This window comes from Lentibacter algarum (assembly GCF_040580765.1).
Taxonomy (GTDB): Bacteria; Pseudomonadota; Alphaproteobacteria; order Rhodobacterales; family Rhodobacteraceae; genus Lentibacter; species Lentibacter algarum.
Genome location: NZ_CP158687.1, coordinates 1,110,705 through 1,132,861, shown reverse-complemented (window position 1 = coordinate 1,132,861; position 22,157 = coordinate 1,110,705). Strand labels below are relative to the sequence as shown.

At 50.3% G+C, this 22,157-nt stretch carries 23 protein-coding genes and 1 pseudogene; 8 read left to right on the top strand and 16 right to left on the bottom strand.

The window, feature by feature from the left end; all coding sequences use genetic code 11:
* Positions 1-25: 25 nt before the first annotated feature.
* A complete protein-coding gene (locus DSM117340_RS05430) occupies positions 26-2,539 on the bottom strand; it encodes a heavy metal translocating P-type ATPase (protein WP_347184328.1) in 2,514 nt (837 codons plus the stop codon).
* A gap of 153 nt (positions 2,540-2,692) precedes the next feature.
* Between DSM117340_RS05430 and DSM117340_RS05425 the strand changes: the two genes are divergently transcribed.
* Entirely contained in the window at positions 2,693-2,887 is a 195-nt protein-coding gene (locus tag DSM117340_RS05425; RefSeq protein WP_347184329.1) for a heavy metal-associated domain-containing protein, read from the top strand.
* On the opposite strand, the gene DSM117340_RS05420 is transcribed toward DSM117340_RS05425, so the two are convergent.
* From DSM117340_RS05420 to DSM117340_RS05375, 10 genes and pseudogenes are all read right to left on the bottom strand, one after another.
* Entirely contained in the window at positions 2,884-3,603 is a 720-nt protein-coding gene (locus DSM117340_RS05420; protein WP_347184330.1) for a DsbA family protein, read from the bottom strand. The genes DSM117340_RS05425 and DSM117340_RS05420 overlap by 4 nt on opposite strands.
* Positions 3,600-4,091, bottom strand: a complete 492-nt coding sequence (locus tag DSM117340_RS05415; RefSeq protein ID WP_347184331.1) for a cytochrome c — start codon at positions 4,089-4,091, stop codon at positions 3,600-3,602. The genes DSM117340_RS05420 and DSM117340_RS05415 overlap by 4 nt, the downstream gene beginning before the upstream one ends.
* The gene (locus DSM117340_RS05410) at positions 4,088-5,446 is read right to left on the bottom strand and encodes a multicopper oxidase family protein (RefSeq protein WP_354689901.1); all 1,359 of its coding nucleotides are present in this window, start codon (positions 5,444-5,446) and stop codon (positions 4,088-4,090) included. The genes DSM117340_RS05415 and DSM117340_RS05410 overlap by 4 nt, the downstream gene beginning before the upstream one ends.
* Before the next feature lie 78 nt (positions 5,447-5,524).
* Complete coding sequence (locus tag DSM117340_RS05405) at positions 5,525-6,424, bottom strand: cytochrome c (protein ID WP_347184333.1); 900 nt, start codon at positions 6,422-6,424, stop codon at positions 5,525-5,527.
* A 4-nt stretch (positions 6,425-6,428) separates the two neighbouring features.
* Complete coding sequence (locus DSM117340_RS05400; protein WP_347184334.1) at positions 6,429-7,019, bottom strand: cytochrome c; 591 nt, start codon at positions 7,017-7,019, stop codon at positions 6,429-6,431.
* 16 nt (positions 7,020-7,035) lie between these two features.
* A complete protein-coding gene (locus DSM117340_RS05395) occupies positions 7,036-7,491 on the bottom strand; it encodes a cytochrome c (protein WP_347184335.1) in 456 nt (151 codons plus the stop codon).
* Entirely contained in the window at positions 7,491-8,060 is a 570-nt protein-coding gene (locus DSM117340_RS05390) for a L,D-transpeptidase (RefSeq protein WP_354689900.1), read from the bottom strand. Before DSM117340_RS05390 ends, DSM117340_RS05395 begins: the two co-directional genes overlap by 1 nt.
* 146 nt (positions 8,061-8,206) lie before the next feature.
* A pseudogene (locus tag DSM117340_RS05385) lies at positions 8,207-8,790 on the bottom strand (L,D-transpeptidase).
* A gap of 76 nt (positions 8,791-8,866) precedes the next feature.
* The gene (locus DSM117340_RS05380) at positions 8,867-10,234 is read right to left on the bottom strand and encodes an ATP-binding protein (protein WP_354689899.1); all 1,368 of its coding nucleotides are present in this window, start codon (positions 10,232-10,234) and stop codon (positions 8,867-8,869) included.
* Positions 10,231-10,950: a response regulator gene (locus DSM117340_RS05375; protein WP_347184339.1), complete on the bottom strand. Its 720-nt coding sequence runs from the start codon at positions 10,948-10,950 to the stop codon at positions 10,231-10,233. Before DSM117340_RS05375 ends, DSM117340_RS05380 begins: the two co-directional genes overlap by 4 nt.
* A 136-nt stretch (positions 10,951-11,086) precedes the next feature.
* On the opposite strand from DSM117340_RS05375, the gene DSM117340_RS05370 reads away from it, so the two are divergent.
* Positions 11,087-11,746, top strand: a complete 660-nt coding sequence (locus tag DSM117340_RS05370) for a hypothetical protein (protein WP_354689898.1) — start codon at positions 11,087-11,089, stop codon at positions 11,744-11,746.
* 36 nt (positions 11,747-11,782) lie between these two features.
* Here the strand turns inward: DSM117340_RS05370 and DSM117340_RS05365 are convergent, their stop codons facing one another.
* Positions 11,783-12,448 (bottom strand): L,D-transpeptidase, encoded by a 666-nt coding sequence (locus tag DSM117340_RS05365; protein ID WP_347184341.1) that lies wholly within the window; start codon positions 12,446-12,448, stop codon positions 11,783-11,785.
* 150 nt (positions 12,449-12,598) lie between these two features.
* On the opposite strand from DSM117340_RS05365, the gene DSM117340_RS05360 reads away from it, so the two are divergent.
* Entirely contained in the window at positions 12,599-12,898 is a 300-nt protein-coding gene (locus DSM117340_RS05360) for a DUF2933 domain-containing protein (protein WP_354689897.1), read from the top strand.
* Between the two features lie 228 nt (positions 12,899-13,126).
* Here DSM117340_RS05360 and ccmI read toward each other — a convergent pair whose 3' ends face one another.
* The 4 genes from ccmI to DSM117340_RS05340 are packed head-to-tail and all read right to left on the bottom strand — an operon-like array spanning position 13,127 to position 17,322.
* Positions 13,127-14,290 (bottom strand): c-type cytochrome biogenesis protein CcmI, encoded by a 1,164-nt coding sequence (gene ccmI / locus DSM117340_RS05355; protein WP_347184343.1) that lies wholly within the window; start codon positions 14,288-14,290, stop codon positions 13,127-13,129.
* Positions 14,287-14,757: a cytochrome c-type biogenesis protein gene (locus DSM117340_RS05350; protein ID WP_347184344.1), complete on the bottom strand. Its 471-nt coding sequence runs from the start codon at positions 14,755-14,757 to the stop codon at positions 14,287-14,289. The genes ccmI and DSM117340_RS05350 overlap by 4 nt, the downstream gene beginning before the upstream one ends.
* Complete coding sequence (locus tag DSM117340_RS05345) at positions 14,754-15,320, bottom strand: DsbE family thiol:disulfide interchange protein (protein ID WP_347184345.1); 567 nt, start codon at positions 15,318-15,320, stop codon at positions 14,754-14,756. Before DSM117340_RS05345 ends, DSM117340_RS05350 begins: the two co-directional genes overlap by 4 nt.
* 1 nt (position 15,321) lies before the next feature.
* Positions 15,322-17,322 (bottom strand): heme lyase CcmF/NrfE family subunit, encoded by a 2,001-nt coding sequence (locus DSM117340_RS05340; RefSeq protein ID WP_354689896.1) that lies wholly within the window; start codon positions 17,320-17,322, stop codon positions 15,322-15,324.
* 184 nt (positions 17,323-17,506) lie between these two features.
* Here DSM117340_RS05340 and DSM117340_RS05335 point away from each other — a divergent pair, with 184 nt between their 5' ends.
* From DSM117340_RS05335 to DSM117340_RS05315, 5 genes are all read left to right on the top strand, one after another.
* The gene (locus DSM117340_RS05335) at positions 17,507-18,133 is read left to right on the top strand and encodes a calcium-binding protein (protein ID WP_347184347.1); all 627 of its coding nucleotides are present in this window, start codon (positions 17,507-17,509) and stop codon (positions 18,131-18,133) included.
* On the top strand, positions 18,114-18,614 hold the full coding sequence (locus DSM117340_RS05330) for a rhodanese-like domain-containing protein (RefSeq protein ID WP_347184348.1): 501 nt from the start codon (positions 18,114-18,116) through the stop codon (positions 18,612-18,614). Before DSM117340_RS05335 ends, DSM117340_RS05330 begins: the two co-directional genes overlap by 20 nt.
* Before the next feature lie 84 nt (positions 18,615-18,698).
* Positions 18,699-19,376 (top strand): TVP38/TMEM64 family protein, encoded by a 678-nt coding sequence (locus DSM117340_RS05325; protein WP_347184349.1) that lies wholly within the window; start codon positions 18,699-18,701, stop codon positions 19,374-19,376.
* A gap of 76 nt (positions 19,377-19,452) precedes the next feature.
* A complete protein-coding gene (locus DSM117340_RS05320; protein ID WP_354689895.1) occupies positions 19,453-19,965 on the top strand; it encodes a L,D-transpeptidase family protein in 513 nt (170 codons plus the stop codon).
* Between the two features lie 471 nt (positions 19,966-20,436).
* A protein-coding gene (locus DSM117340_RS05315) for an IS3 family transposase (protein WP_354689822.1) occupies positions 20,437-21,524 on the top strand; the annotation gives its coding sequence in 2 pieces (ribosomal slippage) (positions 20,437-20,689 and positions 20,689-21,524; 1,089 coding nt in all).
* Positions 21,525-22,157: the final 633 nt, after the last annotated feature.

The window sequence follows — 22,157 nt, the reverse complement described above, 5'->3', positions numbered from 1 at the left end:
AACGGGCCTGGAAAATTACGACTAACTATCCCGATGGTTGGGCGGCAAAGGCAGGGAGCGCGCCTTTAGCAATATCCGCATTTTCAGACATCAGCGGCTTGACCCTGCGCAAGCGTAACGCGTTAACCAAAACAGAAACCGATGACATCGCCATCGCGCCTGCGGCGAAAACGGGCGACAAAAGCAATCCAAACGCAGGATAAAGTGCGCCAGCAGCAACAGGAATAAGCGCTGCGTTATAAGCGAATGCCCAGATCAAGTTCTGGCGAATATTGCGCATAGTTGCGCGCGAGACCTCGATTGCATTTACTACACCTCGCAGATCGCCCGACATCAGCACCACATCTGCGCTTTCAATAGCCACGTCTGTTCCAGTGCCGATCGCAATGCCAACGTCTGCATGGGCCAGCGCAGGCGCGTCGTTTATGCCATCCCCGACAAACGCTAACTTCATACCACCAGCTTGAAGACTTTGTATCGCTGCAACTTTTCCATCTGGCAAAACACCCGCAACAACATCATCAATACCGGTTTCACGCGCAATTGCGTCTGCTGTTTCTTGCTTGTCTCCAGTGATCATCACCACTTTCATTCCTTTATCGCGCAGCGCTGCAATGGCAGCTTGACTAGATGCTTTGACTGGATCGGCGACAGCTATTGCCGCTGCAAGTTTACCGTCGATTGCGGCATATAACGCGGTTCTTCCACTTTTTGCCAATCGGTTCTCTTCTGTTGCAAGTGGGGTCACGTCAACGCCTTCACGTGTCATCAAACGATCGGCGCCAATCAGAACTTTGCGCGATTCCAACTCAGCAATAACACCGAAACCGGTAATGGACTCGAAGGCATCAACACCCAACAAAGCGACCCCTTCAGCCTTTGCACTGTTTACAATCGCATCAGCGATGGGGTGCTCTGATTGGGCTTCTACGGAGGCGATCAACCGCAGCACTTCTGCACGATCAAAGCCCTGTGCTAAGACAATATCCGTCAAGACGGGCTTACCCTCTGTCACAGTCCCCGTTTTATCAAGTGCGACAACACCCACATCACTTAAACCCTGAAGCGCGTCGCCTTTTCGAAACAGAACGCCCATTTCTGCTGCCCGACCAGTGCCGACCATAATCGACGTCGGCGTTGCCAAGCCCATGGCACAAGGGCACGCAATAATCAGCACAGACACCCCAGCTACCAGCGCAAAGGTTAGCGCAGGATCCGGGCCAACGATCAGCCATACGATAACAGTTGATGCGGCAAGCATGAGCACGGCGGGAACGAACCACATTGTTACACGGTCCACCAATCCTTGGATCGGGAGTTTGGCACCCTGTGCATCTTCTACCAAACGGATGATCTGTGCGAGCGTTGTATCAGCGCCGACACGACTAGCTTGGAAGGTCAAACTGCCAGTGCCATTCACGGTTCCGCCCGTGACACTCTCACCCAAGGCTTTTGAAACAGCGAGAGGCTCTCCAGTGATCATGCTTTCATCAACGTTGCTTGTTCCATCGACGACGTCACCATCGACAGGGATACGTTCGCCAGGTCTCACCAAAATAGTGTCGCCAACTTGAAGAGCGTCGATCTCGATTTCAAAAAGCGCGCCATCTCGGAAGACACACGCGGTCTTGGCTTGCAGGCCTAATAGCGCTTGGATAGCCGCCCCTGTGCGCCCCTTTGCACGTGCCTCAAGCCAGCGCCCAAGCAGGATCAATACCACAATTATTGCCGCAGCTTCGAAATAGACTGCGCGCACGCCATCCGGAAGAAGTGCAGGCAAGAAGGTCGCCACAACAGAATAGCTCCACGCCGCGCCAGTCCCCAACGCCACGAGCGAATTCATATCCGGTGCTGCCTTGAATAGGGCTGGCAAACCCTTTGCAAAGAACTGACGTCCGGGGCCAAACAAAACGAGTGAGGTAAGAACAAACTGGATCAACCATGAGGATTGCAATCCGATCGTTCTCTCAATCAGCATGTGAATGCTGGGCACTAAATGTGACCCCATTTCCAAAGCAAATACTGGAAAAGTTAGCACCGCCGCGAAAATCATGCGTTGCGCTTGCGTGCGCGCTTCATCTGCTTTGCGCTCGGCACGATCAATCTGGGCACCTGCCTTCGCGATTTCTGCAGGGTATCCCGCGTCTTTGCTGACGCCAATCAAAATAGCGGGCGTAACCGCGCCCTCTAGATAGACCACCGTTGCCGTCTCCGAGGCGAGATTGACTGAAATGTCTAACACGCCCGCAACAGCTGCAAGCGCTTTATCTACACGACCGACGCAGGACGCACAGCTCATTGCCGAAATGTTAAAAGTCACACGAGACGTGCGCGCTGGATAACCCAACTCCGTCAGGGTTGCCGACGCCGCGCTGACTTGCGCTGCGTTCTCTGCCCTAAAGGATGCCGTTTCCGTTGCCAGATTGACTGAGACCTCGGTCAGGCCTTCGAGTCCCGTCAACGCGCGATCTACACGACCAACACAAGACGCACATGTCATACTTTTAACAGATAGATTTAGCTTTTTCGAATCAGACATGACAGCTTCCTAATGGTATTCGATCGATAGATAGGGTTTCCAGTAACTGGAACCTCAAGAGCAAAAGATGACTTTTGGAAATATATTTTCGTTGTCTTGACCCTCCCCCTACGGGAGACCTTATCCGGCGATACAGATGGAAAGGACAGATCTATGAAATTTAGCGTACCCGAAATAAGCTGTGGCCATTGCACCGCAAGCATTGAAAAGAGCATTAAGGCCAAGGATTCAGCCGCAGCTGTTTCCACTGACCTTGAGACACGTACCGTTTCCGTTGACAGTAAATTGCCTGCCGTAGATGTACTTCAGGCAATTTCTGATGCGGGATATGATGCCAAATTGGCTTAGTTAGCGGCCCGCGCCTGATTGACCAACTCGATCATTTGGTCAGCTTCAATCAGGCCGGGCGCCAAGGCCTCTCCGATTACGAAAGACGGCGTTCCATTAAATCCGAGCGAACGTGCCAGGCGCATCGATGTTTCGATATGCTCGTTGATTTTTGGGGAGTCCATGTCGCTGCGTAATTGTGCCGTGTCGATACCCAGTTTTTCCGCAGCTTGCATTACGTTCGCCTCACCTACACGACCTTTCATCTCCATCATTGCCCAATGAAACTCATCGTATTTGCCCTGTTCACGTGATGCCAAAGCAGCACGCGCTGCAAACACAGACCCTTCTCCCAAAATCGGCCATTCCCGATAGACAACCCGGACATTTTTGTCTGCGGCCAAGAGCGCTTCCATATGGGGCTTCACGCGCTTGCAGTACGGACAATTGTAGTCGAAAAACTCAACGACAGTGACATCGCCGTTGGGGTTGCCAAGGACGGGTGCATTAGGATCGCGTTCAAGTGCATCACGGTTGGATGTCAATATCTGCTTCGCTTCAAATGCTTTGGCTGCTTCTTGTCGTTCTTCAATCATCTGAATAGCTTCAATAACAATGCCTGGATTTTCCCGGATAGCCTCAAGAACCAGTTCTTTTACCCGCTCCTCACTGAGACTGTCAGCAAACGATGCCAGAGGTAGTAGAAATAGCGCGGTGCTTGCTAAAAGTAGCTTCATTTTGATGTCCCTTTAGATTTTATGTCGGCTTGTGTTCGCGACGCCTGAATTTCGCGTTGGCGTTCTGGCCACGTCGATTTGATGTACGCGATAACATTCAGAATTTCTGGATCACTCAACACGTCACCAAAAGCTGGCATTCCGCTGTTGAACTCAATTCCTTGCTCAGCAAGCAATTCTTTTCCGCCAAGCTTCGTGTAGTTGAAAAGCAAACTATCCGGATGATGCCACGTATGACCGGTTTTATCGTGTGGCGGCGCGGGTAATACTCCATCATCCCCCGCACTTCGCCAATTTTCTTGACCCTCTAGATCAACTCCATGACAAGATGCACAGTTTTCTAAATAGAGCGTTTGGCCGATGCCCAAATCCGCAGAATTTTCTGTCTGTGACGCTATTGCTTCAGATCCGTTTGCCCAAACAAACAAACTACCAAGGGCAAAGGCCAAGATCGCAGCACTATTAACAGCAAAAAGATTTTTCTTCATGAGACTAAAATTCGCGTGGTCATACCAGACGCGGCATGTGCCAACATATGACAGTGGAAAAGCCACTTGCCCGGGTTATCCGCGACAAACGCAATTTCGCGTTCCTCACCACGTTCAACAAGCGTGGTATCGCGAAGAAGACCCAGCGTTCCATCAGGATTCACCTCGTTAAAATGCATTCCGTGAAGGTGCATAGCATGGGCGAAAGACGTCTCGTTTTTGATCATAATGCGTGCGTGCTCGCCTTGGCTCAACTCAGCCAATGGCGGTCCATCCATACCATCTGCAGCGCCGTTGAAGGCCCAAAATTGGCCAGCCTCAACGATTTCACCCATTGATCTTTTTACGCCGCCCAGCGTAGCTGAACGCAATCCACTCATCGCGCCGCCTTCCATTTTCAGAACAAAGGGTTTGGCGCTACTTAGATCCACCGTTGGTGTTTCATTCGGTGTCAGTGGTTTTGGTGTGCCACGCTTGCTTGTCGCTGCACTTGATTTCACGTCAAAAGCTACTTGGCTCGCTACATCACTACGATCCAAACGCTGCACGTGTGCGGTCTCCCCAACCTCAGCAGTCACATCAACAATCAAATCAATTCTTTGCGCAGGCGCTAGCACAATCGTTTCAGTCACGGGTTTTGGTGTTGTAAGCGGCATTCCATCCAACGCAACGATCCACCCATCGAAACCTTCAAGTTGTAGCGGCAAAATTCGAGCATTTGAGGCATTGATCAATCGCAATCTGTAACGTTCGTTTTTACGCGCGCTCAAGGTCAGGTTATATTTTCCGTTTGTAGTTATGTAATTGCCAATTCTACCGCCGTGGCTTTTGTCGCCACCAGCTTCAAAATCGCTATCGATCTGAGACGTCTCGGGGTTTATGAGCCAATCGTCCAAAACCAGAACCTCTTCGCGATCTATGTCGATTGCTTCCGGTTCTTCAACGATAAGCGGCCCGGACAAGCCGCGTGCGACTTGTTCATAGGAGCGATTGTGCGCGTGATACCAAAAAGTACCAGCATCGGGCGCAACAAAATCGTACTCGAACGTATCGCCCGTTTTAACCGCGGCCTGTGTCAGGCCAGAGACTCCGTCCATTGCATTATCAATCCTGATGCCGTGCCAATGCACAGACGTCGGATCAGGCACTTCATTCAAGAGCGTTCGCTGAACGCGGGCACCTTTAACAACTCGAATTTCTGGACCCGGCGTGCTGCCTTCATATCCCCAAATTGAGGTTTGTCCGTAACCCTCTGGCAGCAATTGAACGTCAGCGACGCTCGCTTTCAAAACCTGCGGTTTACTTGCGGTTTGCGCAAACGAGGGACACGCAAAAACAGCCCCTGCGGAACTCATCAGAAAGTGGCGTCGTGTTAGATGCATCGTGCTCTTAATCCTATCAAATTTCGTGTTAGCGGATATTCAAAAAATTGGTCATCCTCCGCTGTGATCGTCCATCAAATACACTGCCATTGCGCGACGATCTTCATTTGTTAGAAAACGTGTGCCCTGCTGGACAACTTCGTTCATCGAACCGCCAAAAGTATCGCCGTCGGGCATAATTCCAGTCTTCAAAGCATAGGCCAGCGAATCCACTGTCCAATCGCGCTTTCGCAGGGTGTTATAATCAATAGCAGGAGCTTTACTGCCGCCGGGCAAAGACGGATTGCCCGCAAAATGCTCATCAGCGCTCTTTCGCGCCCCGATAAGGTTACGGGGCGTGTGGCAAGCTGCGCAATGCGTCGCGCCTCCGACCAATTCACGACCGCGGTTCCATTCGGGATCTTGACCGGAAATTGGGTCCGTAGCTGGTTGCTTAAGGAAGGCTGCGCGCCAGACTTTAAGGCCCCACCGTTGATTAAACGGAAACGGCATTTCGTTAGCTGGTGCCGCTTCTGGCACAGCCTTTACAGTTTGAAACGCTGCATACAGATCAGCGATGTCTTGGTCACTAAAGTTTGCATAAAACGGATAGGTGAATGCCGGATAATACGGCTCCCCTTCAGGCGAAATGCCTTGGCGAACCGCTTTAGCAAATTCTTCAACAGTCCAACCGCCAATACCCAATTCGGGATCACTTGTCAGGTTCGCGGAATAGAGCGCGCCAAAGGGGGTATCCAATTTGACCCCGCCAGCTAAAGGCTTTCCACCGCCTTCAAAATTGGTGTGACAGGCGATGCAGCCACTTGCCCGTGCAAGGTAGCCGCCTTTTTTGACATCACCCGCTAACGTGATCGGGGCAACATCCTGCCCGATTGGCCACACAACAAGCGCGCCAATCACGGCTATTCCAGAGATTGCAGTTGTTGCTAGCGCCCATTTCCAGAACCGCATTAGCTTAATTTTCTTTCGCGCGGAATTTCTGATGACATGCCGAACACGTTTGCGCAACAGACGCAAACGCCGTGTCTACCGGCATTGTTGCGAACATCTCGGCCGTAATCATGGTCTCAGCACCCATGGTGCCACCTCCCATAGTATCCTCTGAGGTTTCACCCATCATCGTGTCATTCGATCCGCCCATCATTGCGTCGTCTTGCTCTACAGCATCCTCTGCAAGACCGTTGCCAGCCGCAATCTTCATGCCTTCAGCATAGGCTTTGAGTTCATTTGAAATTTTGGAAAATTCTTCCCAATTATCCCATACCGCTGGCAAGGCAGAGGATGGCATTCCACCTGTGCCCTCTGGAAACAGAGATATCATTTGCTCGCCCGCGTGCTTGATCATAACGTCAGCAGCGCTGCGAACTTTGTCAGCGTCATATTCTACGGCTCCACGCATTATCGGCGTTAGGGCTTTAACGGCTTTGCCCATTGCAGACATGCCGTCCATGCGTTCTTTTACAATGCCTGTAGCTCCGTTATGCGCCATTGCAGCAACGCCGATAAACGCAATTAAGACAGAAGGGATAAGGATTTTCTTAGCCATTGAGTTAGTCCTTTAGTTATTTGATGCCATTGGCGCGTTGAAGTTCGCGTACATATGCGACAACCATTTTCAAATCGCCGTCCGTCAAACCTTCGACCGGTGGCATATTCCCAAACTTCCAGTGATGTGATCTGACACCATTTTTTGCTGCAACTAGAAATGCGCCATCACCATGATGACTTGGCTCGTAAATCTTGTGAACTAGGGGCGGGGCAACACCATTTTGTCCAGCCGCATTCTTGCCGTGACATTCCGAGCATTTGGCTGCGAAGACACGCTTACCAATTTTTGCATTTTCAGAAAATTCGGCAGGAACAATCACATTCGCAATTGGCTTCCCCTCACCAACGTTTGACAAATCCGGCGGGGTCATCGAGTGTCCGGCTGGAACCGCCGGTGCTGTTTGCTGCCAAATAAATGTTCCGCCTCCAAGGATGAGCAATGCAACGATGAAGATACCTGATTTGGACATTATATTAGCTTTACCTGAGTTCCGACGGGAGAGCGTTCAAACACCTCCTCGACGTGTTCATTGTAAAGACCAATGCAACCGCTCGAGGACTTACGACCGATCTTACGAGTGTCTGCCGTTCCATGAATTCGGTAGAACTGCCAAGATAAATACAGCGCGCGCGAACCAAGTGGATTTTTCGGATCACCACCTTTGACATGGATGGGCAACTCAGGATCGCGTTCGCGCATAGAAGGTGTCGGGGTCCAGCCTGGGTTGACGCGCTTCTCTACCACTTCCGTATACCCGCGCCTTGTAAGGTCTTCGGTCAAAGGTACCGAAGTTGGATAAATTCGCATTTCCCCATCAGGTGTCCAATGCTGTAGGACCATCGTCACAGTATCAGAAAGCAAGATTCCTTTTCCAATTTTATCGAAATGATCCTGCCAATCATGTATGCGAAACGAAGATGAATTGCGACGAACACCGCCCTGCTCCTGCGCACGCAGATAGGTCGGGGCGAACAAAATCGTAGCACTAAGTCCGCTCAACACTTTGCGACGCGATGCTGCCTTCAAACCATTTTTCATACTTTTGCCTTTCGGTTTGAGCCTTTAACTGACTCTTACTGCTTTTCTCCTCATCTTATTTCGCGGTTTTGAACGGCCTTTGCCAGATTTCAAATGTAATGAATTGTAGCCCTGCATCTGATCGACGTGGCTACCCACTTTAATCTTCAAGTTACAATTGGGTTCAAAACTACGCGTGTCTGAAGCGGCACTTTCTCATAAAAATCTATGATCTGATCATTGGTTAACCGCGCGCACCCATTCGAAACGCGCTGTCCAATAGTGTCGGGATTTGGTGTGCCATGGATCCGCAAATAGGTATCGCCACGGCCCGGTTGATACAAATAAAGTGCCCGGGGTTCTTCAAGCCACCGGGTACGCCCTTCGCAAACTTCTTATATTTCTTTGGATTGCGTTTGATCATCGATGGCGTAGGGGTCCAACGTGGCCATTCACGTTTTGCTGCGACATAAAACTCACCCGCCTCATACAAGCCCTTTCGTCCTATTCCAACAATATAGCGCAAAGCACGCCCCTCTGGCAGCGTCCAAAATAGTGCGAACTGGCTAGGGTCGACGTGTATTTCTCCCGGTGCGAAACCACCCGGTAGATCAACCACTTTAGGCAAAAATTCGGGTGGTAAGTTCGGCGTCTTAACCCACCCATCATGCGTTTTTGTACTATGTGCATCTGCTTGATTTACAGTCGCAACAAAGGCTGTCGAGGCTGCTACAAATTGACGTCTGTTCATATCTGCTGTCCTAAATTTCTATTACCCATTACATATCTCCTCCTATACTAGGCCAATTTTTTTAAGGCTAACGCAATCAGTCTAGTGGCAACCTTACGTGCGCACGCAAACCGCCTTCTAGGCGGTTGAATAAGCTTATCGTTCCGCCATGTTCTAAAACTATGCTCCGCGCGATTGACAGACCCAACCCATGCCCACCCGTATCAAGCGAGCGCGATGTTTCGAGCCGAACGTAGGGGCTAAACACCGCTTCAAGGTCCGCTTCAGGAATGCCTTGCCCTTTATCATCAATGTAAATTTCAACATAGCAATCAACTATTTTCCATGAAACATGTGCTTCGCTTCCGTACCGAATAGCGTTCTCGATTAAATTGCGAAACGCACGTCGAATTGCGCTCGGCTTCACCGGCAACACAAGTGATTGATCGTTGGTTAGATAATAATCATCTGCCTTAATCCCGGTCAGTATTTCTTTCAGGTCAATCGGTTGAATCTCTTCATGCTGACCAACTCCTTTGGCGAAGTCCAATGTCGCTTCAACCATTTGCTGCATTTCTTCGCCCGAGCTTATGAGGGACGCACGGGTTTCAGCGTCTTCAACCATTTCAGAACGTACCCGTATTGCTGTTAACGGAGAACGCAAATCATGCGCGAGCGCCGCCAGCATTTGTGTGCGATCAGATACAAACCGCGTGAGGCGATATTGCATTGTGTTGAAGGCGATTGTCAGATCGCGAACTTCTTTCGGTCCGACAATCCGTAAGGGCGCTTCTCTCTCTCCCCGACCAAACCGCTCTGATGCCTGTGCCAGTGTATTCAATGGGCCGGTCAAGCGCGTAAGAAGGAACCAAAAGCTGGTTATGAGTAGAAAAGCAGCTGTGATGCCAAAAGTCATATTTGAGGCTCGTGACCACTGAAGAGGCGGTCGTTCAAATCGGGTGGCAACATTGAGCCAGGTTCCACCTGCCAATGCGATTGATATTTCCATCTCGATCGCTGCCAAGCTGCCCTGCATCATTTCGGTATGGATTTCGGCCATTTCATGTGAAAGGTTTGGCAGAGGTAACAGTCCCTGTTCAATTTCATGCACCTCAACGCGTATATCGCGGCTATACAACTCCCCCATCAACGCCCTGATGCGCGCCTTAACAGCAGCCCCCTCGCTAGGATGCTCATGCAGGACTTTAGGTTCATCGGACAGTTCGAAACTAACAAGCGGAGATGTGGCTGCTTGGATGATTTGTCTCTGTATGTCAGGTGAAACATCTTCAACTAAAAGTGCGACATTGGCGGCGCGCCCGGCTGCCTCTGCCCCTATTGCCGCTTGGATTGCCAATGCCCGCTCATCCACAAACAACCAAAGGCTTAGCGCTTGAGCCACAACTAATACGCCAAGTAGCAAAAGCCCGATCTGTGTTTGCAATCGCCAACCAAGTGCCTTCAAGATAGCACCTCAACATCGCAGGATAAACTGTAACCGCCATGACGCACGGTTGCGATGATACTCGGCCGGAGAACGTCTTGCTCGATCTTGCGCCGCAATCTACTTATTTGATTGTCAATTGTTCGATCTAGAGGGCCCGCTGTACGTCCAGTGCTCATTTCCAAAAGCTCATCACGGCTTAGCACCATTCTAGGACGTTCAAGTAAAAGCGATAACAGCTTCAATTCCCCATAGGTTAGTTGAGTTCTCCGCCCATCTGCGTCTTTAAGATTACGTCCATCATAATCTAATTCAAGATGCGCAAATCGGACCGTTTTGCCCGCTAATGCTTCTATCTGAGGCAGTTTCTGCGTTCGGCGCAGAATTGCATTTATCCGCGCGACCAATTCTCGTGGATTGAAAGGCTTTGCGAGGTAGTCGTCCGCCCCTGAATCAAGCCCTGAGATACGATCGTCGGCGTCCCCAAGAGCTGTGAGCATTAAGATCGGTGTGTTGCTTTCTCGGCTTAGACGTTTGCACGCGCTAAGGCCGTCTTCACCGGGCATCATTATATCCAAAACAATCAAGTCAAACTGCGACCGCGCAAGTTTTGCATCCATATCAGCAGCATTTTCAGCGCTCGACGTTTTCATCCCGTTCCGCTCCAGAAAGCTAGAAACGGACTTTCGAATTTCTGGGTGGTCATCGACGACCAAGATATGGGGCATTTCAGTCATTTTTACTTACTACTAGACGTAGGCAAAAAGTCCCATCCCACGTTTGTAGCCAAATGTAACAGACAACACTCTGAACTTTGCTCGATAAATCTGCGTAGAGCTTTTAAGGTATAAAGACCGAAAAAGGGAACCTGAAATGAACTTATCAAAGTTTCAATATCTCTGCGCACAAGGACTCGAAAGTCACTTTAATCCAGAAATTCCGTTTTCACGGTTCTTTAGGAACATCTTACTGCTTAGCTGTTTCAGTATTCTTCCACTTCTATTGATTTTCATTCTGCTCTCGTCAGGCTTTCTTACCATATTGGCGACAAATGCCACGGCGTTCATCCGTTTTAATCGCCAAGTTCTATCGAACGGTGTTCTCGTCGTTTTCGTGATCAACTACATAGGGTTTTTCTCGGCTAAAGCGCTTCAAACGCGCCTTAGACAACACCCTGTTTGCTATCTATTTTTGGACGGATGCATTCGCGCTATCTTGTTTATCGCTCTGCATGCCTTGGTTTACGTCATATCCGCAGATCTGTTCGGTTCTTTCGGCGGAGATCGCTTAACCGCTCTTCAAGTTGTCGGACCAACGCTTCAGCGCGCCTATGCATTTGAAAACATCTCTAGTGTATATTTGTATGGTACTTTGGTGGGTTCCTACGCATTGTACATTGCCGTGCTTGCCCCGCGCAAAAGTGCACAAAAATGGCGTGCCCATGCGCTATCGATAAGCACTTGCGCTTCGACATTGCTAGCTGTGACGTTCCTTTCAAATGCCGCGCGCCTGCTGTTTGAAGGAGCACAGTAGAGCTTCAAACTCCAAAAACCGTACCTTAGCCCAACATTAGCTTTGAGCGGTAACGCCCTTTTCCGCAGCGTAGAGAAATGCAGTGGATCCTGCATTTACGTGTTCATAAAGACCATTAATATGCGCCATCACCATGCGTACACATCCCGAACTTGCACGACCACCGATCGACTCTGGGTTTGGGGAACCGTGAATGCGAAGGTACGTATCGCGATTGCCTACAAATAAATAGAGAGCCCGAGACCCCAATGGATTTTTTGGACCCGCGTCCACGCCTTCGGCAAGATTGCCATAGAGATTTGGATCGCGTTCAACCATCGCCGCTGTCGGCGTCCAAGTTGGCCATTTTGTCTTCCAGCGGATGTCATAGGTGCCCGGCTCATAAAGATTGCCACGTGCAATCGCTACGCCATAGCGCATAGCGGTACCATCAGTCCCAATATGATAAAGATATCTTGCAACCGCATCGACATGGATATCTCCCGGAACGAGTCCTGTGTTCGCTTCCACGCGCTGTGGCAAAAAGCGCCGATGCAGACCCCATGGGTTTGATGTGGCAGCATCGTAATTGGGTGGCGTCACCTGCGCATCCCAGATATCCCACATCGATTTATCAGATGTGGGGGCCGCCAAAAGACTGGTGGGTAAGGGTGCGGAGAACAGCGCACCCGTCGAAATAACAAAATGGCGTCTGGTCAACATGGCCTGGGATCCTCGCAAAAAGTCACAGGACTTTTGGACACTACTATGACAAATGAATCCAGTAACAATATTTACCAAAATGTAATCTTGACCTTTGGATCGCTGATAGTGTGATAAGAGAGAAGTCCCCGCGAAAAAGACGAGATTCCAATGTCAAAATCAAGTAATCCCAAACCAACTGCGCCCTCAAAGCTGATGCACTATGGAATGGTAATTTGCTGCACAGTTATGCTGCTGCCGATTGCGCTTTTCTTTTTGGCAGGTGGAAGCATCGTGGGGCTTTGGGCGAACTTGGGCCTCTTTGTTCCTATTGCCCTATGCGTCGGGATTCACGTGGTTATGTTCAAAATGATGGACAAATCTTGCCATGGAAGCAAAGACAAAACCGCTTCTGCAAAAGCTGCTGAAACGGGTTTCGATCAAGTGCAAGTGTCAGAAATTGCGCGCTAAGGTGACGTCTAAACCAAGACTAGCCATGCTAGGCACTGTGCTTTTGACCACTGCGGGCTGCGCTGAAAGTAGCAAGTTTTGCAGTTTTAAATCTGCGCTAGGCACACACATTTCCAGTCAATCCAAGACAATGCCAAATGGGTGCCGCCTTGTAGATTACCCAGACAGCACGCTTCAAAAAATCGAATGTGATGACGGGCGAACCGGTTTTGCATTCGGTAATTCAATCTAAAATTTAGTTTTTAGGTCTTCCAGCGCTCTCTTCACACCTTGTAGGCGCGGATCATCAGTAGGCGCATTGGCCAACAGCTTTTGCGCCTGCTCAAGCGCGCTAACAGCCAAATCAGTCTCGCCCAAGACCGTGTAAGCGTTCCCAAGTCGCATCCAGCCATCCAAATCCTCTGGCTCGACTTCAAGGCGCGTTGCCAAACGCTCGACCATTGATCGGATAAACGCCTGACGATCCTCATCTGTCATGCTTTCAGCATTCGCAATATCTTCACCTGTTGGACCCGGAGCAGACATCATCGGTGCAAAACTCGCGAGAGAGATCCGAGCCTTATTAATTTCGCTGCCAATCCTATTTGCCTCAATCACAAATGTTTCCATCCAAGGATAGAAGCCGTCCAAATTGTTCAGCGTCGAAACCAGCAAATCATAGGCTTGCTCAGACGCTCCTGATTGAGACAACGATACCGCTTTGTAATAAATTCCTGCGGGGTTGTTCGGATCCAAAGCAAGCGCTTTGTCAATTGCGGCTTCAGCTGGCGGAGTAACAATACCTTGCTCAGCAAAGATCAATACTTCTCCGAGCATCGAAAATACGCCTGAACTTGCTTCTGGACGCTTTGATACAATCGCGAAGGCATTGGCGGCTGCTTCATACTGACCCATTTTCGAATAGGTCTCTCCCAAGAGCATCCAACCCTCTGATTGTCCGCCTTTGGAGTCATTTGACAGCTGGTTAAAGAGTTTAGTGGCGAGTTCATCAATCTTCGCCGCTTCTTCTCTTTCCGCAGTACGTTCAGCATAGGCAATTCCTGAAATTTCAGGTGACCCCATATAAGCGTAGTATCCGATCGCCAAGGTCGGGACCAAGACAATACTGAAAAGGAGTGTTTTGCGACCTTCTTTAGTCGTGCGAGACGAAGCCACTTTCGCTCTACGGGACTCCTGCAAGATCCGTCGCTTTATTTCACGCTCAGCCGCCTTTGCTTCTGCCTCCGAAATAATTCCGCGCTCAAGATCACGCGCAATTTCACCCAGTTGATCCAGAAGAATGGCTGGCGTTGCTTGGGACGACGTCACCATCGATCCTTTGTAACGCAAAAGTGGCATGCTCATCAAAATAACCGCTGCTAACCCGAGCAGGATGAAAAAAGCCCAAATCATGATTGATCCTCTGACTTGTGTGCCTCGATAAAGCGCGAGACTTCGGCTTCATCTTCTTCGCTAAGATCGTTGGTAGCACGCGAACGTCCGGCGCCCCTTAGGACGAAAAACCCAACAATAAACGCAATAAACGCCAAGATCGGAGGGGCAAACCAGAGTGCTAACGTTCGCGTGTTCAAAGGGGGACTCATCAAGACATAGTCGCCATATTTTGCCTGCACATAATCAAGAACATCTTGATCCGAGTCGCCTGCGACAAGTTTTTCGCGAACAATAATGCGAAGATCACGTGCGACACCCGCGTTTGAGCTATCAATATCTTCGTTCTGACAAACAACGCAGCGAAGATCCCTTGAAATTTCTCGTGCACGCAATTCCAATGCGGAGTCTTGCAAGATTTCATCTGGCTCGACTGCCTGCGCCAAAAATGGGGCGATCAAGAAGAACACTACAATCAGATATCTCATTCGCCTGAAGCCCCTTTTAGCGTCCCTGCTTGAACGAGAGCTGCCCTGAATTTCGCGATAGCGGCTTCGCCTACAACAGGGCCAACATAGCGATAAAGTACAGTCCCATCCGATCCGACAATAAACGTTTCTGGAACCCCCGAGATCCCCCATTCAATGCCTGCGCGACCTGTGATATCCGAGCCAATCCGCTCATATGGATTGCCAAGCTGTTCGAGCCAACGAACAGCGTCTTTGGGCTTGTCCTTGTAGTTGATCCCAAAAAGCCGTTGACCATCACGTTCCACCAGTTTCGTCAGAACTTCGTGCTCTGCGCGGCATGGTACACACCACGATGCGAAGACATTCACGATGACTGGTCCAGAATTGTCAGTCAAATCCGCCTTTGAAAGTCCCAAAGTTTCAAGTCCCTCAACAGGCTCCAACTTGAATTTAGGGACAGGCTGGGAAATCAAAACGGAAGGAATACCGTTAGGATCACGTTCAGGATTGAGGCCCCACAAAAAGAAGCCACCAAAAATACCCGCAACGAGAAGTGGGACAATTGCAAATGCACGTTTCATATTATTCCGCCGGGGAGATTATTGGTTCTGGTGCTTTGCGCCGTGGAGCCCCAATGCGTAGGCGGCGATCAGAAAGCGACAACCCGCCTCCCAGAACCAGCATCGTTGTGCCTATCCAGATGAACACTACCAATGGTTCGTAGAGAATGCGAAGTGTCCACGCCCCTTCTGCTCCCGCTTCTTCGGATGCGGGGTTTGCGATAGATGTATAGAGATCACCCGCAAATGTTGTGCGAATATCACTTTCTGTCGTCGAACTTTGCGCAACAGGGTATGTGCGCCGTTCAGGATAAAGTTGCGTGATAAACTTGTCGTCGCGCCGGACTGTCAAACTGCCACGGTCTGCAAAGTAGTTGGGGCCCCGCGCGCGTTCGACACCTTCAAAAGTAACGTCGAAACCAGAAATAGAAATTTCACTTCCTGGCTTAACAAAAACAACCTCTTCTGTTTTCCAAACACTCGACCCAATGAAACCGAACATAGCAACGGCCAAGCCAGCATGCGCCATGGACATTCCGTGCGAGGAACGCGGCAGGTTACGAATGCGTCGGCGTGACTCTGGAAACGGGACTTCGAACAATCGAACACGCATCGCCCATTCCCGGACTGTTGCGGCGAAAAGCCATATCGCAAGCAATACTGAAAGATAACCAAGAACAGGACCACCTTCGGTCAAAAACCAAACGGCCAACGTTGCTAGCACTGATAGAACCGCGACAAACCGCAGGCGCTGGAGGACGCCCGCTAAGTCTGCGCGCTTCCACGAAAGATATGGCCCAAGTCCCATTACGAAAACCAAGGGCAACATCAACGGTATGAATGCAGAATTGAAGAAGGGTGGCCCGACGGACAGTTTCTCTCCGCCCGTCAAAGCCTCGTAGAAAAGGGGATAAAGTGTACCTAACAATACCACACCGGTTGCTGTCGCAAGAATTAGGTTGTTGACCAATAAACCCGCTTCGCGGCTGATCGGTTTGAACAATCCCCCCGCCTCCAACATCGGAGCGCGCCAAGCGAACAGCGCAAGCGAGCCACCGATAGAAACTGCGAGCAAGCCCAAAATATACATCCCGCGCTCCGGATCGACGGCAAATGCATGAACAGAAGTCAGCAAGCCTGATCTAACAATAAACGTTCCCAGAAGCGATAACGAGAAGGTCAAAATTGCGAGCAGAATTGTCCAACTTTTGAACGCACCTCTTTTTTCTGTAACGATTGCAGAATGCAGAAGCGCCGTTCCCATGAGCCACGGCATGAAGCTCACGTTTTCGACCGGATCCCAGAACCACCAGCCACCCCAGCCAAGTTCATAATAAGCCCACCAAGAACCCAGCGCGATGCCTGCGGTCAAACTCATCCACGCTGCAAGCGTCCAGGGGCGCACCCACCTTGCCCAAGCGGCGTCAACCCTTCCTTCAATCAGTGCGGCCACAGCAAACGCAAATACGATCGAAAAGCCGACATATCCAATATACAAAAGCGGAGGATGCATCGCCAAGCCAACGTCTTGCAGCAATGGGTTCAGGTCTTGGCCATCCATCGGAGGTGGAAAAACCCGATCAAACGGATTTGAAGTGAACAACATGAAGGTGATGAAGCCTACGCTGATCCATGCCTGAACAGACAAGGTTCGCGCCTTCAACGTTTCAGGAATGTTGGCTCCAAAAACGGATACCGCAGCTCCAAAGACGGTCAAAATCAGAACCCACAGCAAAAGCGATCCTTCATGGCTACCCCATGTGCCTGCTACTTTAAACAGCAACGGTTTCAACGAATGCGAATTGTTAACAACGTTTTTGACGGTAAAGTCACTGGTTACAAAAGCCTGCATCAATGCGCCAAATCCGATGGCGACGAAAATCACCTGACCTAGGGAAGACCAGCGCGCGGATTGCATCCAAAGCACATTGCCACGACTAGCACCCCAAATAGGAAGCACGCTTTGAACAATCGCCATCGCAAGTGCTAATGCCAAAGCAAAGTGGCCGATTTCAGGTGTCATCAGGTTTTGCCTCTTGGTTAGCGTCCATTTCCCATATCAAGCAAAAGGACGTGCTGTTAGGGGCTGGTTTGTCACCAAATGTATCAAGCGCCGTGACATTTCCTTACAATTCAGCGCCTGTCAAAGCCTTTACCCAGAGCTCGCACATCGCAATATCTAAGAGAGCAAATGGAAAGGGCTAAAAATGTCTAATAAGAAAATCTTGTTGTTGGGTGTCCTGATTTCAGCAGGCTTCACACTCCAAGCGTTCGCAGACACGGGGCACAAGCAAAACGATAACTCCGAAGCGGATACAACGGCCGAATCTTCGATGGTCGATACTCCCAAGATGGATCACTCTCGGATGGGGTCGAATTCCGATAAGGGCGGTATGGACATGATGAACGGCGACATGATGTCCATGATGAAACAGATGATGCAAATGCACATGAAGGGCAAAATGGGCGGTGACATGGACCACATGGGGGGCGGCGCAAATGGCAGCATTGACATGATGGGTATGATGGATAGTGACATGATGGGTATGATGCGGCAAAAGGCCAGAATAGACGGCAGCATGGACTTGGATGCCAAACTCAAAGAATTTGACGCCGACAAAGACGGAAATTTGAACCTTGAGGAATTTGAAGCCTTACATAAATCCGCAATGCAAAGTCGGATGGTTGACCGCTTTCAGCATCTAGACGCAAATGGCGACGGGCAAGTTTCCTCCGGAGAAATGATGGCTGCCGGTGGGCGCATGGCTAAAATGAGCAACGGCGCAGGTATGGATTCCTCGACGAAAGAGCATCATGGCGACGACAAGAAATAGACCTAGTGAAAACAGTGCAGCGCAAGTAAGTAGGCGCGCTGCACTTTTATCGCTAGCGGCGATGGCCGCTACTCCAACATTGCTTGCCGCTCAAACCTACGAAATATGGTCGGTTGGAGACGCTCATGACGCGCTGCAAACTGACCTGATCAGGATGATTGATATTCGATCTCAGGGGGAGTGGACAAAAACCGGTGTTGCTGAAAAAGCTTGGCCAATCAGCCTGCACGACGCTCGGTTTTCGGAGCGCTTATTCGCAGCACGCACGTTGGCAGACGGTCGGCCTATTGCCCTGATTTGTGCAACAGGTGGCCGATCAGGAAGCGTGATGCGAAGCCTTCGCCAAGCAAATTATAGCGGTTTCATCGACGTCTCGGAAGGTATGCTTGGATCTGCTCGCGGGCCTGGATGGATCGCCTCTGGACTGCCTATTTTAGAGATAGATGCCGCTTTATCAGACCTACCTTCGCAATTGGTGTGAATGAAACACCGAACGTTTAATCGTAGACATTTAGGTCACGATGGCATCCTGCAAACGCGTAGCCGCATACTTTTGGAATTTTAGATGAAAACAGATCGGCGTCGTTTTCTTTTTGTCACCGTCGCTTTAGGCGCAAGTATATTGTTTCTTGCTTGGTTGCTTGGTTGCTTCCCCACCGTAGACCGCGCAATGATTGAGCGTTGGATCGCCTTTGCCGGCCCATGGGGCCCGTTCTTAATAGTCGCCCTAATGACGGCCTCTATCGTTGCCAGTCCAATACCAAGCGCACCAATTGCTCTGGTAAGTGGTGCTGCCTTTGGGCACTTCTATGGTGCAATTTATGTTGCAATTGGCTCTGAATTGGGTGCGCTTACAGCCTTTATCATCGCTAGAAACCTCGGTCGTTCCTACGTGGAACTTTGGCTGAGCGGAAAGCCCAAATTTAACTTTCTTGGATCGCAAAATTTCCTCATGCTGGCAGTCTTCGGTTCGCGGCTTTTACCCTTCATCTCGTTCGATGCAATGAGCTATGCCGCTGGGCTCAGTTCGCTACACCTATGGCGTTTTCTCGTCGCTACTCTGGCAGGCATTTTGCCTGCCAGTTTTCTATTGGCGCATTTCGGTGCAGAGGCAATGTCGGGAGGCTTCGGTAAAGCCGAGTGGATCATACTGGGGCTTGGCTTTATTACATCCATTCCTTTAATCGTAGCCGCAATATGGAAACGAGGCCCCACCGCAAGCCTGGTGACTGGCCAAGACTAACAATCCGCTCTACCTATAAATACAGGTCAAATATAATTGCACAAATTGAATAGAAATAAATGTTAAGGAACAAGGCATGAGAACTAATTTTGGGTCAACGCGGCGCCTATTCCTATTTGGTTCATTGGCTACTTTTTTGTCAGCTTGCGCAAATAAATTTCGCAAATATGACGGCCCCGAAGTTACCCGCTTGCAGATGTTCAAAGGCCAACGAAAGCTCTATCTCTACAATAACTCGAAGGTCCTGAAGTCTTATGATTTTGACTTGGGTTTTGCACCAGTCGGACACAAACAGTTTGAAGGCGACGGGAAAACACCTGAGGGTGCCTACACCATCGACAAACGTAATCCTAATAGCTTGTTCCATCTTTCAGTTGGAATTTCCTATCCCAACGAGGCGGACATAGCGTATGCAAAAGAACGAGGCCGCAAGCCAGGTGGTGAGATCTTTATCCATGGCGCGCAAAGACCCGGTATTGACCCTATCAAACCTGACTGGACTGCAGGTTGCATCGCTGTCACAAATTGGGAAATTGAAGAGATTTACGCAATGGTTCGTGATGGAACACCTATCGACATATTCCCTTAGGTTTTTTAAGAGCCAGTAATCACGCTAGTGCTAATTCTCCAAACACTGGGCCCCTTGGCGTCATACATCCTTTGAACAGTGAACACGAGCCTCGCAGCTTGAGAGAAAGCGACGTACGCATACGTGCCTTATTAGGGCGCGCCTGCGTCGTAGGTCTTCGGTATCGCTTTACAGAAGATGGCCGATTTTGTCGCACTTGACCCTCCACCAACTGGAATCCCCATGTAGTATGTCAACGAAACAAACCGACTGAAATCTGGAAGGTACTTTATGGAACCCGCACTCTCTCGACGGAAGTTTTTACTTGGCAGCACTGCTTTGTTTCTTCCCGCTCTTCTAACATCGGGCACAATCGCTGATGCACAACAACGACCAGTGTTTGAGAACCTGGTTGCCATGCGGTAATCCCCCCGCAAATTAGTGGTGTTCAACAGTAGAATTTTCTCGGCATGATATCTGAGGAGATTTTTGATGAAGAACGGACGATTTAGCGACGCGCAGATCATGGGTATTTTGAAGCAAGCGGAGAGCGGTGTGCCTGTCTCTGAGCTGTGCCGTGAACATGGGATGAGCAGTGCGAGTTTTTACAAATGGCGTGCGAAGTTCGGCGGCATGGATGCTTCGATGGTATCGCAAATGAAGGCGATGGAGGCTGAGAACCGTCGTCTGAAGCGGATGTATGCTGAGATGAGCATGCAGAATGATCTGCTGAAGGAAGCCCTTGAAAAAAAGCGGTAAGGCCGTCTCAGCGACGCGAGATGGCCGTAAACGCGGTGAGAACGAAACAGGTCAGCATCGCGCTGGCGTGCCGCGCCTTTGAGATCAGCGAAACGTGCTATCGTTATGAGCGCAAGTTTGACGATGAGAATGCTGAGATCGCGGATTGGTTGGTACGCCTGACGGCCAATCGCAAGACGTGGGGCTTTGGGTTGTGTTTTTTGTATCTACGCAACGTCAAAGGCTATGAATGGAACCACAAGCGCGTGTACCGGATCTACTGCGAGTTGGAGCTGAACCTGCGTATCAGGCCGCGTAAGCGGCTGAAACGGCCCAAGCCGGATGAACTGGCAGTGCCGGAAGCCCCCAACCACACATGGTCGATGGACTTTATGCAGGATCAGCTGGCGGATGGGCGAAAGTTCCGGACCCTCAATGTGTTGGATGATTACAACCGAGAGGGCCTGGGCATTGAAGTGGACTTCTCGCTACCCGCCGTGCGTGTTGTGCGCAGCCTGAACCAGATCATCGAATGGCGCGGCGCGCCGGAGGTAATCCGCGTTGATAACGGCCCAGAATATGTCAGTGGGCTGCTGAAATCATGGGCTGAGACGCGTGGCATTCACATTGAATACATCCAGCCAGGAAAGCCGCAACAGAACGCCTACATCGAGCGCTACAATCGCACGGTGCGCCACGAATGGCTGGATCAGAACATCTTTGAAACTATCGAGGAGGCCCAAGAACAAGCAACCGAATGGCTCTGGACTTACAACAACGACCGGCCCAACATGGCCATCGGCGGCATCACACCCGCTATGAAACTGAAAATCGCCGCGTAGTTCTACAGGCGGACCCCATTAAAAATGGGGGGATTACCATTGATTTTTTGTCACAAGGGCTAAAGCGGTTAGCTGGCCCCACACAAAAGGTGTAAGATTCTGATAGGCCAGTGTCAGAGGGCGGCGTTTGCCTTGGCACGACAAAGTACGGCGGCACATTACCTTACCCCAATTTCAACTCACAGCTTTGGCCAACTGTTCCGCATTCATATCAATGTGAATGCCCCACCAGTTTTGCGCTCAGGCGTACGCCAACACCCTTACTTCCAAATTTCGTGATGTAGGTTCTGCGTCCCATAATTTTCGCAGCATCTGACTTCATAGCAACCCAAAAAATGAGCGCTAGCAAGCTATTTACGAGCGTTGCTAGAAACCGGTTTCTGGAGCGAGCAACACTTTTGCTGGCGGGTCCTCTGACAGGACCGTTATTGCGAGTGGTTCGCGCCATTTAGTCATCTTAGCGACAGAAGGTGCCTTAAGGGGTTGTCGTTTACCCTTCCACGCATGCGCGCCCGCGCGTGAACGCCCATTATGCCAGAATTTCCGTAAACGGGAAAAAGTACGACACGCACACCGGTACGGCGCAATGTGGGCAAAGAATTAGACCAGCCCCGTTATCATCGAGCCTCATTG

Coding starts and splice junctions, on each gene's coding strand:
- DSM117340_RS05430 (WP_347184328.1), bottom strand. CDS start 2,539: ATGTCTGATTCGAAAAAGCTAAATCTATCTGTTAAAAGTATGACATGT.
- DSM117340_RS05425 (WP_347184329.1), top strand. CDS start 2,693: ATGAAATTTAGCGTACCCGAAATAAGCTGTGGCCATTGCACCGCAAGC.
- DSM117340_RS05420 (WP_347184330.1), bottom strand. CDS start 3,603: ATGAAGCTACTTTTAGCAAGCACCGCGCTATTTCTACTACCTCTGGCA.
- DSM117340_RS05415 (WP_347184331.1), bottom strand. CDS start 4,091: ATGAAGAAAAATCTTTTTGCTGTTAATAGTGCTGCGATCTTGGCCTTT.
- DSM117340_RS05410 (WP_354689901.1), bottom strand. CDS start 5,446: ATGAGTTCCGCAGGGGCTGTTTTTGCGTGTCCCTCGTTTGCGCAAACC.
- DSM117340_RS05405 (WP_347184333.1), bottom strand. CDS start 6,424: ATGCGGTTCTGGAAATGGGCGCTAGCAACAACTGCAATCTCTGGAATA.
- DSM117340_RS05400 (WP_347184334.1), bottom strand. CDS start 7,019: ATGGCTAAGAAAATCCTTATCCCTTCTGTCTTAATTGCGTTTATCGGC.
- DSM117340_RS05395 (WP_347184335.1), bottom strand. CDS start 7,491: ATGTCCAAATCAGGTATCTTCATCGTTGCATTGCTCATCCTTGGAGGC.
- DSM117340_RS05390 (WP_354689900.1), bottom strand. CDS start 8,060: ATGAAAAATGGTTTGAAGGCAGCATCGCGTCGCAAAGTGTTGAGCGGA.
- DSM117340_RS05375 (WP_347184339.1), bottom strand. CDS start 10,950: ATGACTGAAATGCCCCATATCTTGGTCGTCGATGACCACCCAGAAATT.
- DSM117340_RS05370 (WP_354689898.1), top strand. CDS start 11,087: ATGAACTTATCAAAGTTTCAATATCTCTGCGCACAAGGACTCGAAAGT.
- DSM117340_RS05365 (WP_347184341.1), bottom strand. CDS start 12,448: ATGTTGACCAGACGCCATTTTGTTATTTCGACGGGTGCGCTGTTCTCC.
- DSM117340_RS05360 (WP_354689897.1), top strand. CDS start 12,599: ATGTCAAAATCAAGTAATCCCAAACCAACTGCGCCCTCAAAGCTGATG.
- ccmI (WP_347184343.1), bottom strand. CDS start 14,290: ATGATTTGGGCTTTTTTCATCCTGCTCGGGTTAGCAGCGGTTATTTTG.
- DSM117340_RS05350 (WP_347184344.1), bottom strand. CDS start 14,757: ATGAGATATCTGATTGTAGTGTTCTTCTTGATCGCCCCATTTTTGGCG.
- DSM117340_RS05345 (WP_347184345.1), bottom strand. CDS start 15,320: ATGAAACGTGCATTTGCAATTGTCCCACTTCTCGTTGCGGGTATTTTT.
- DSM117340_RS05340 (WP_354689896.1), bottom strand. CDS start 17,322: ATGACACCTGAAATCGGCCACTTTGCTTTGGCATTAGCACTTGCGATG.
- DSM117340_RS05335 (WP_347184347.1), top strand. CDS start 17,507: ATGTCTAATAAGAAAATCTTGTTGTTGGGTGTCCTGATTTCAGCAGGC.
- DSM117340_RS05330 (WP_347184348.1), top strand. CDS start 18,114: ATGGCGACGACAAGAAATAGACCTAGTGAAAACAGTGCAGCGCAAGTA.
- DSM117340_RS05325 (WP_347184349.1), top strand. CDS start 18,699: ATGAAAACAGATCGGCGTCGTTTTCTTTTTGTCACCGTCGCTTTAGGC.
- DSM117340_RS05320 (WP_354689895.1), top strand. CDS start 19,453: ATGAGAACTAATTTTGGGTCAACGCGGCGCCTATTCCTATTTGGTTCA.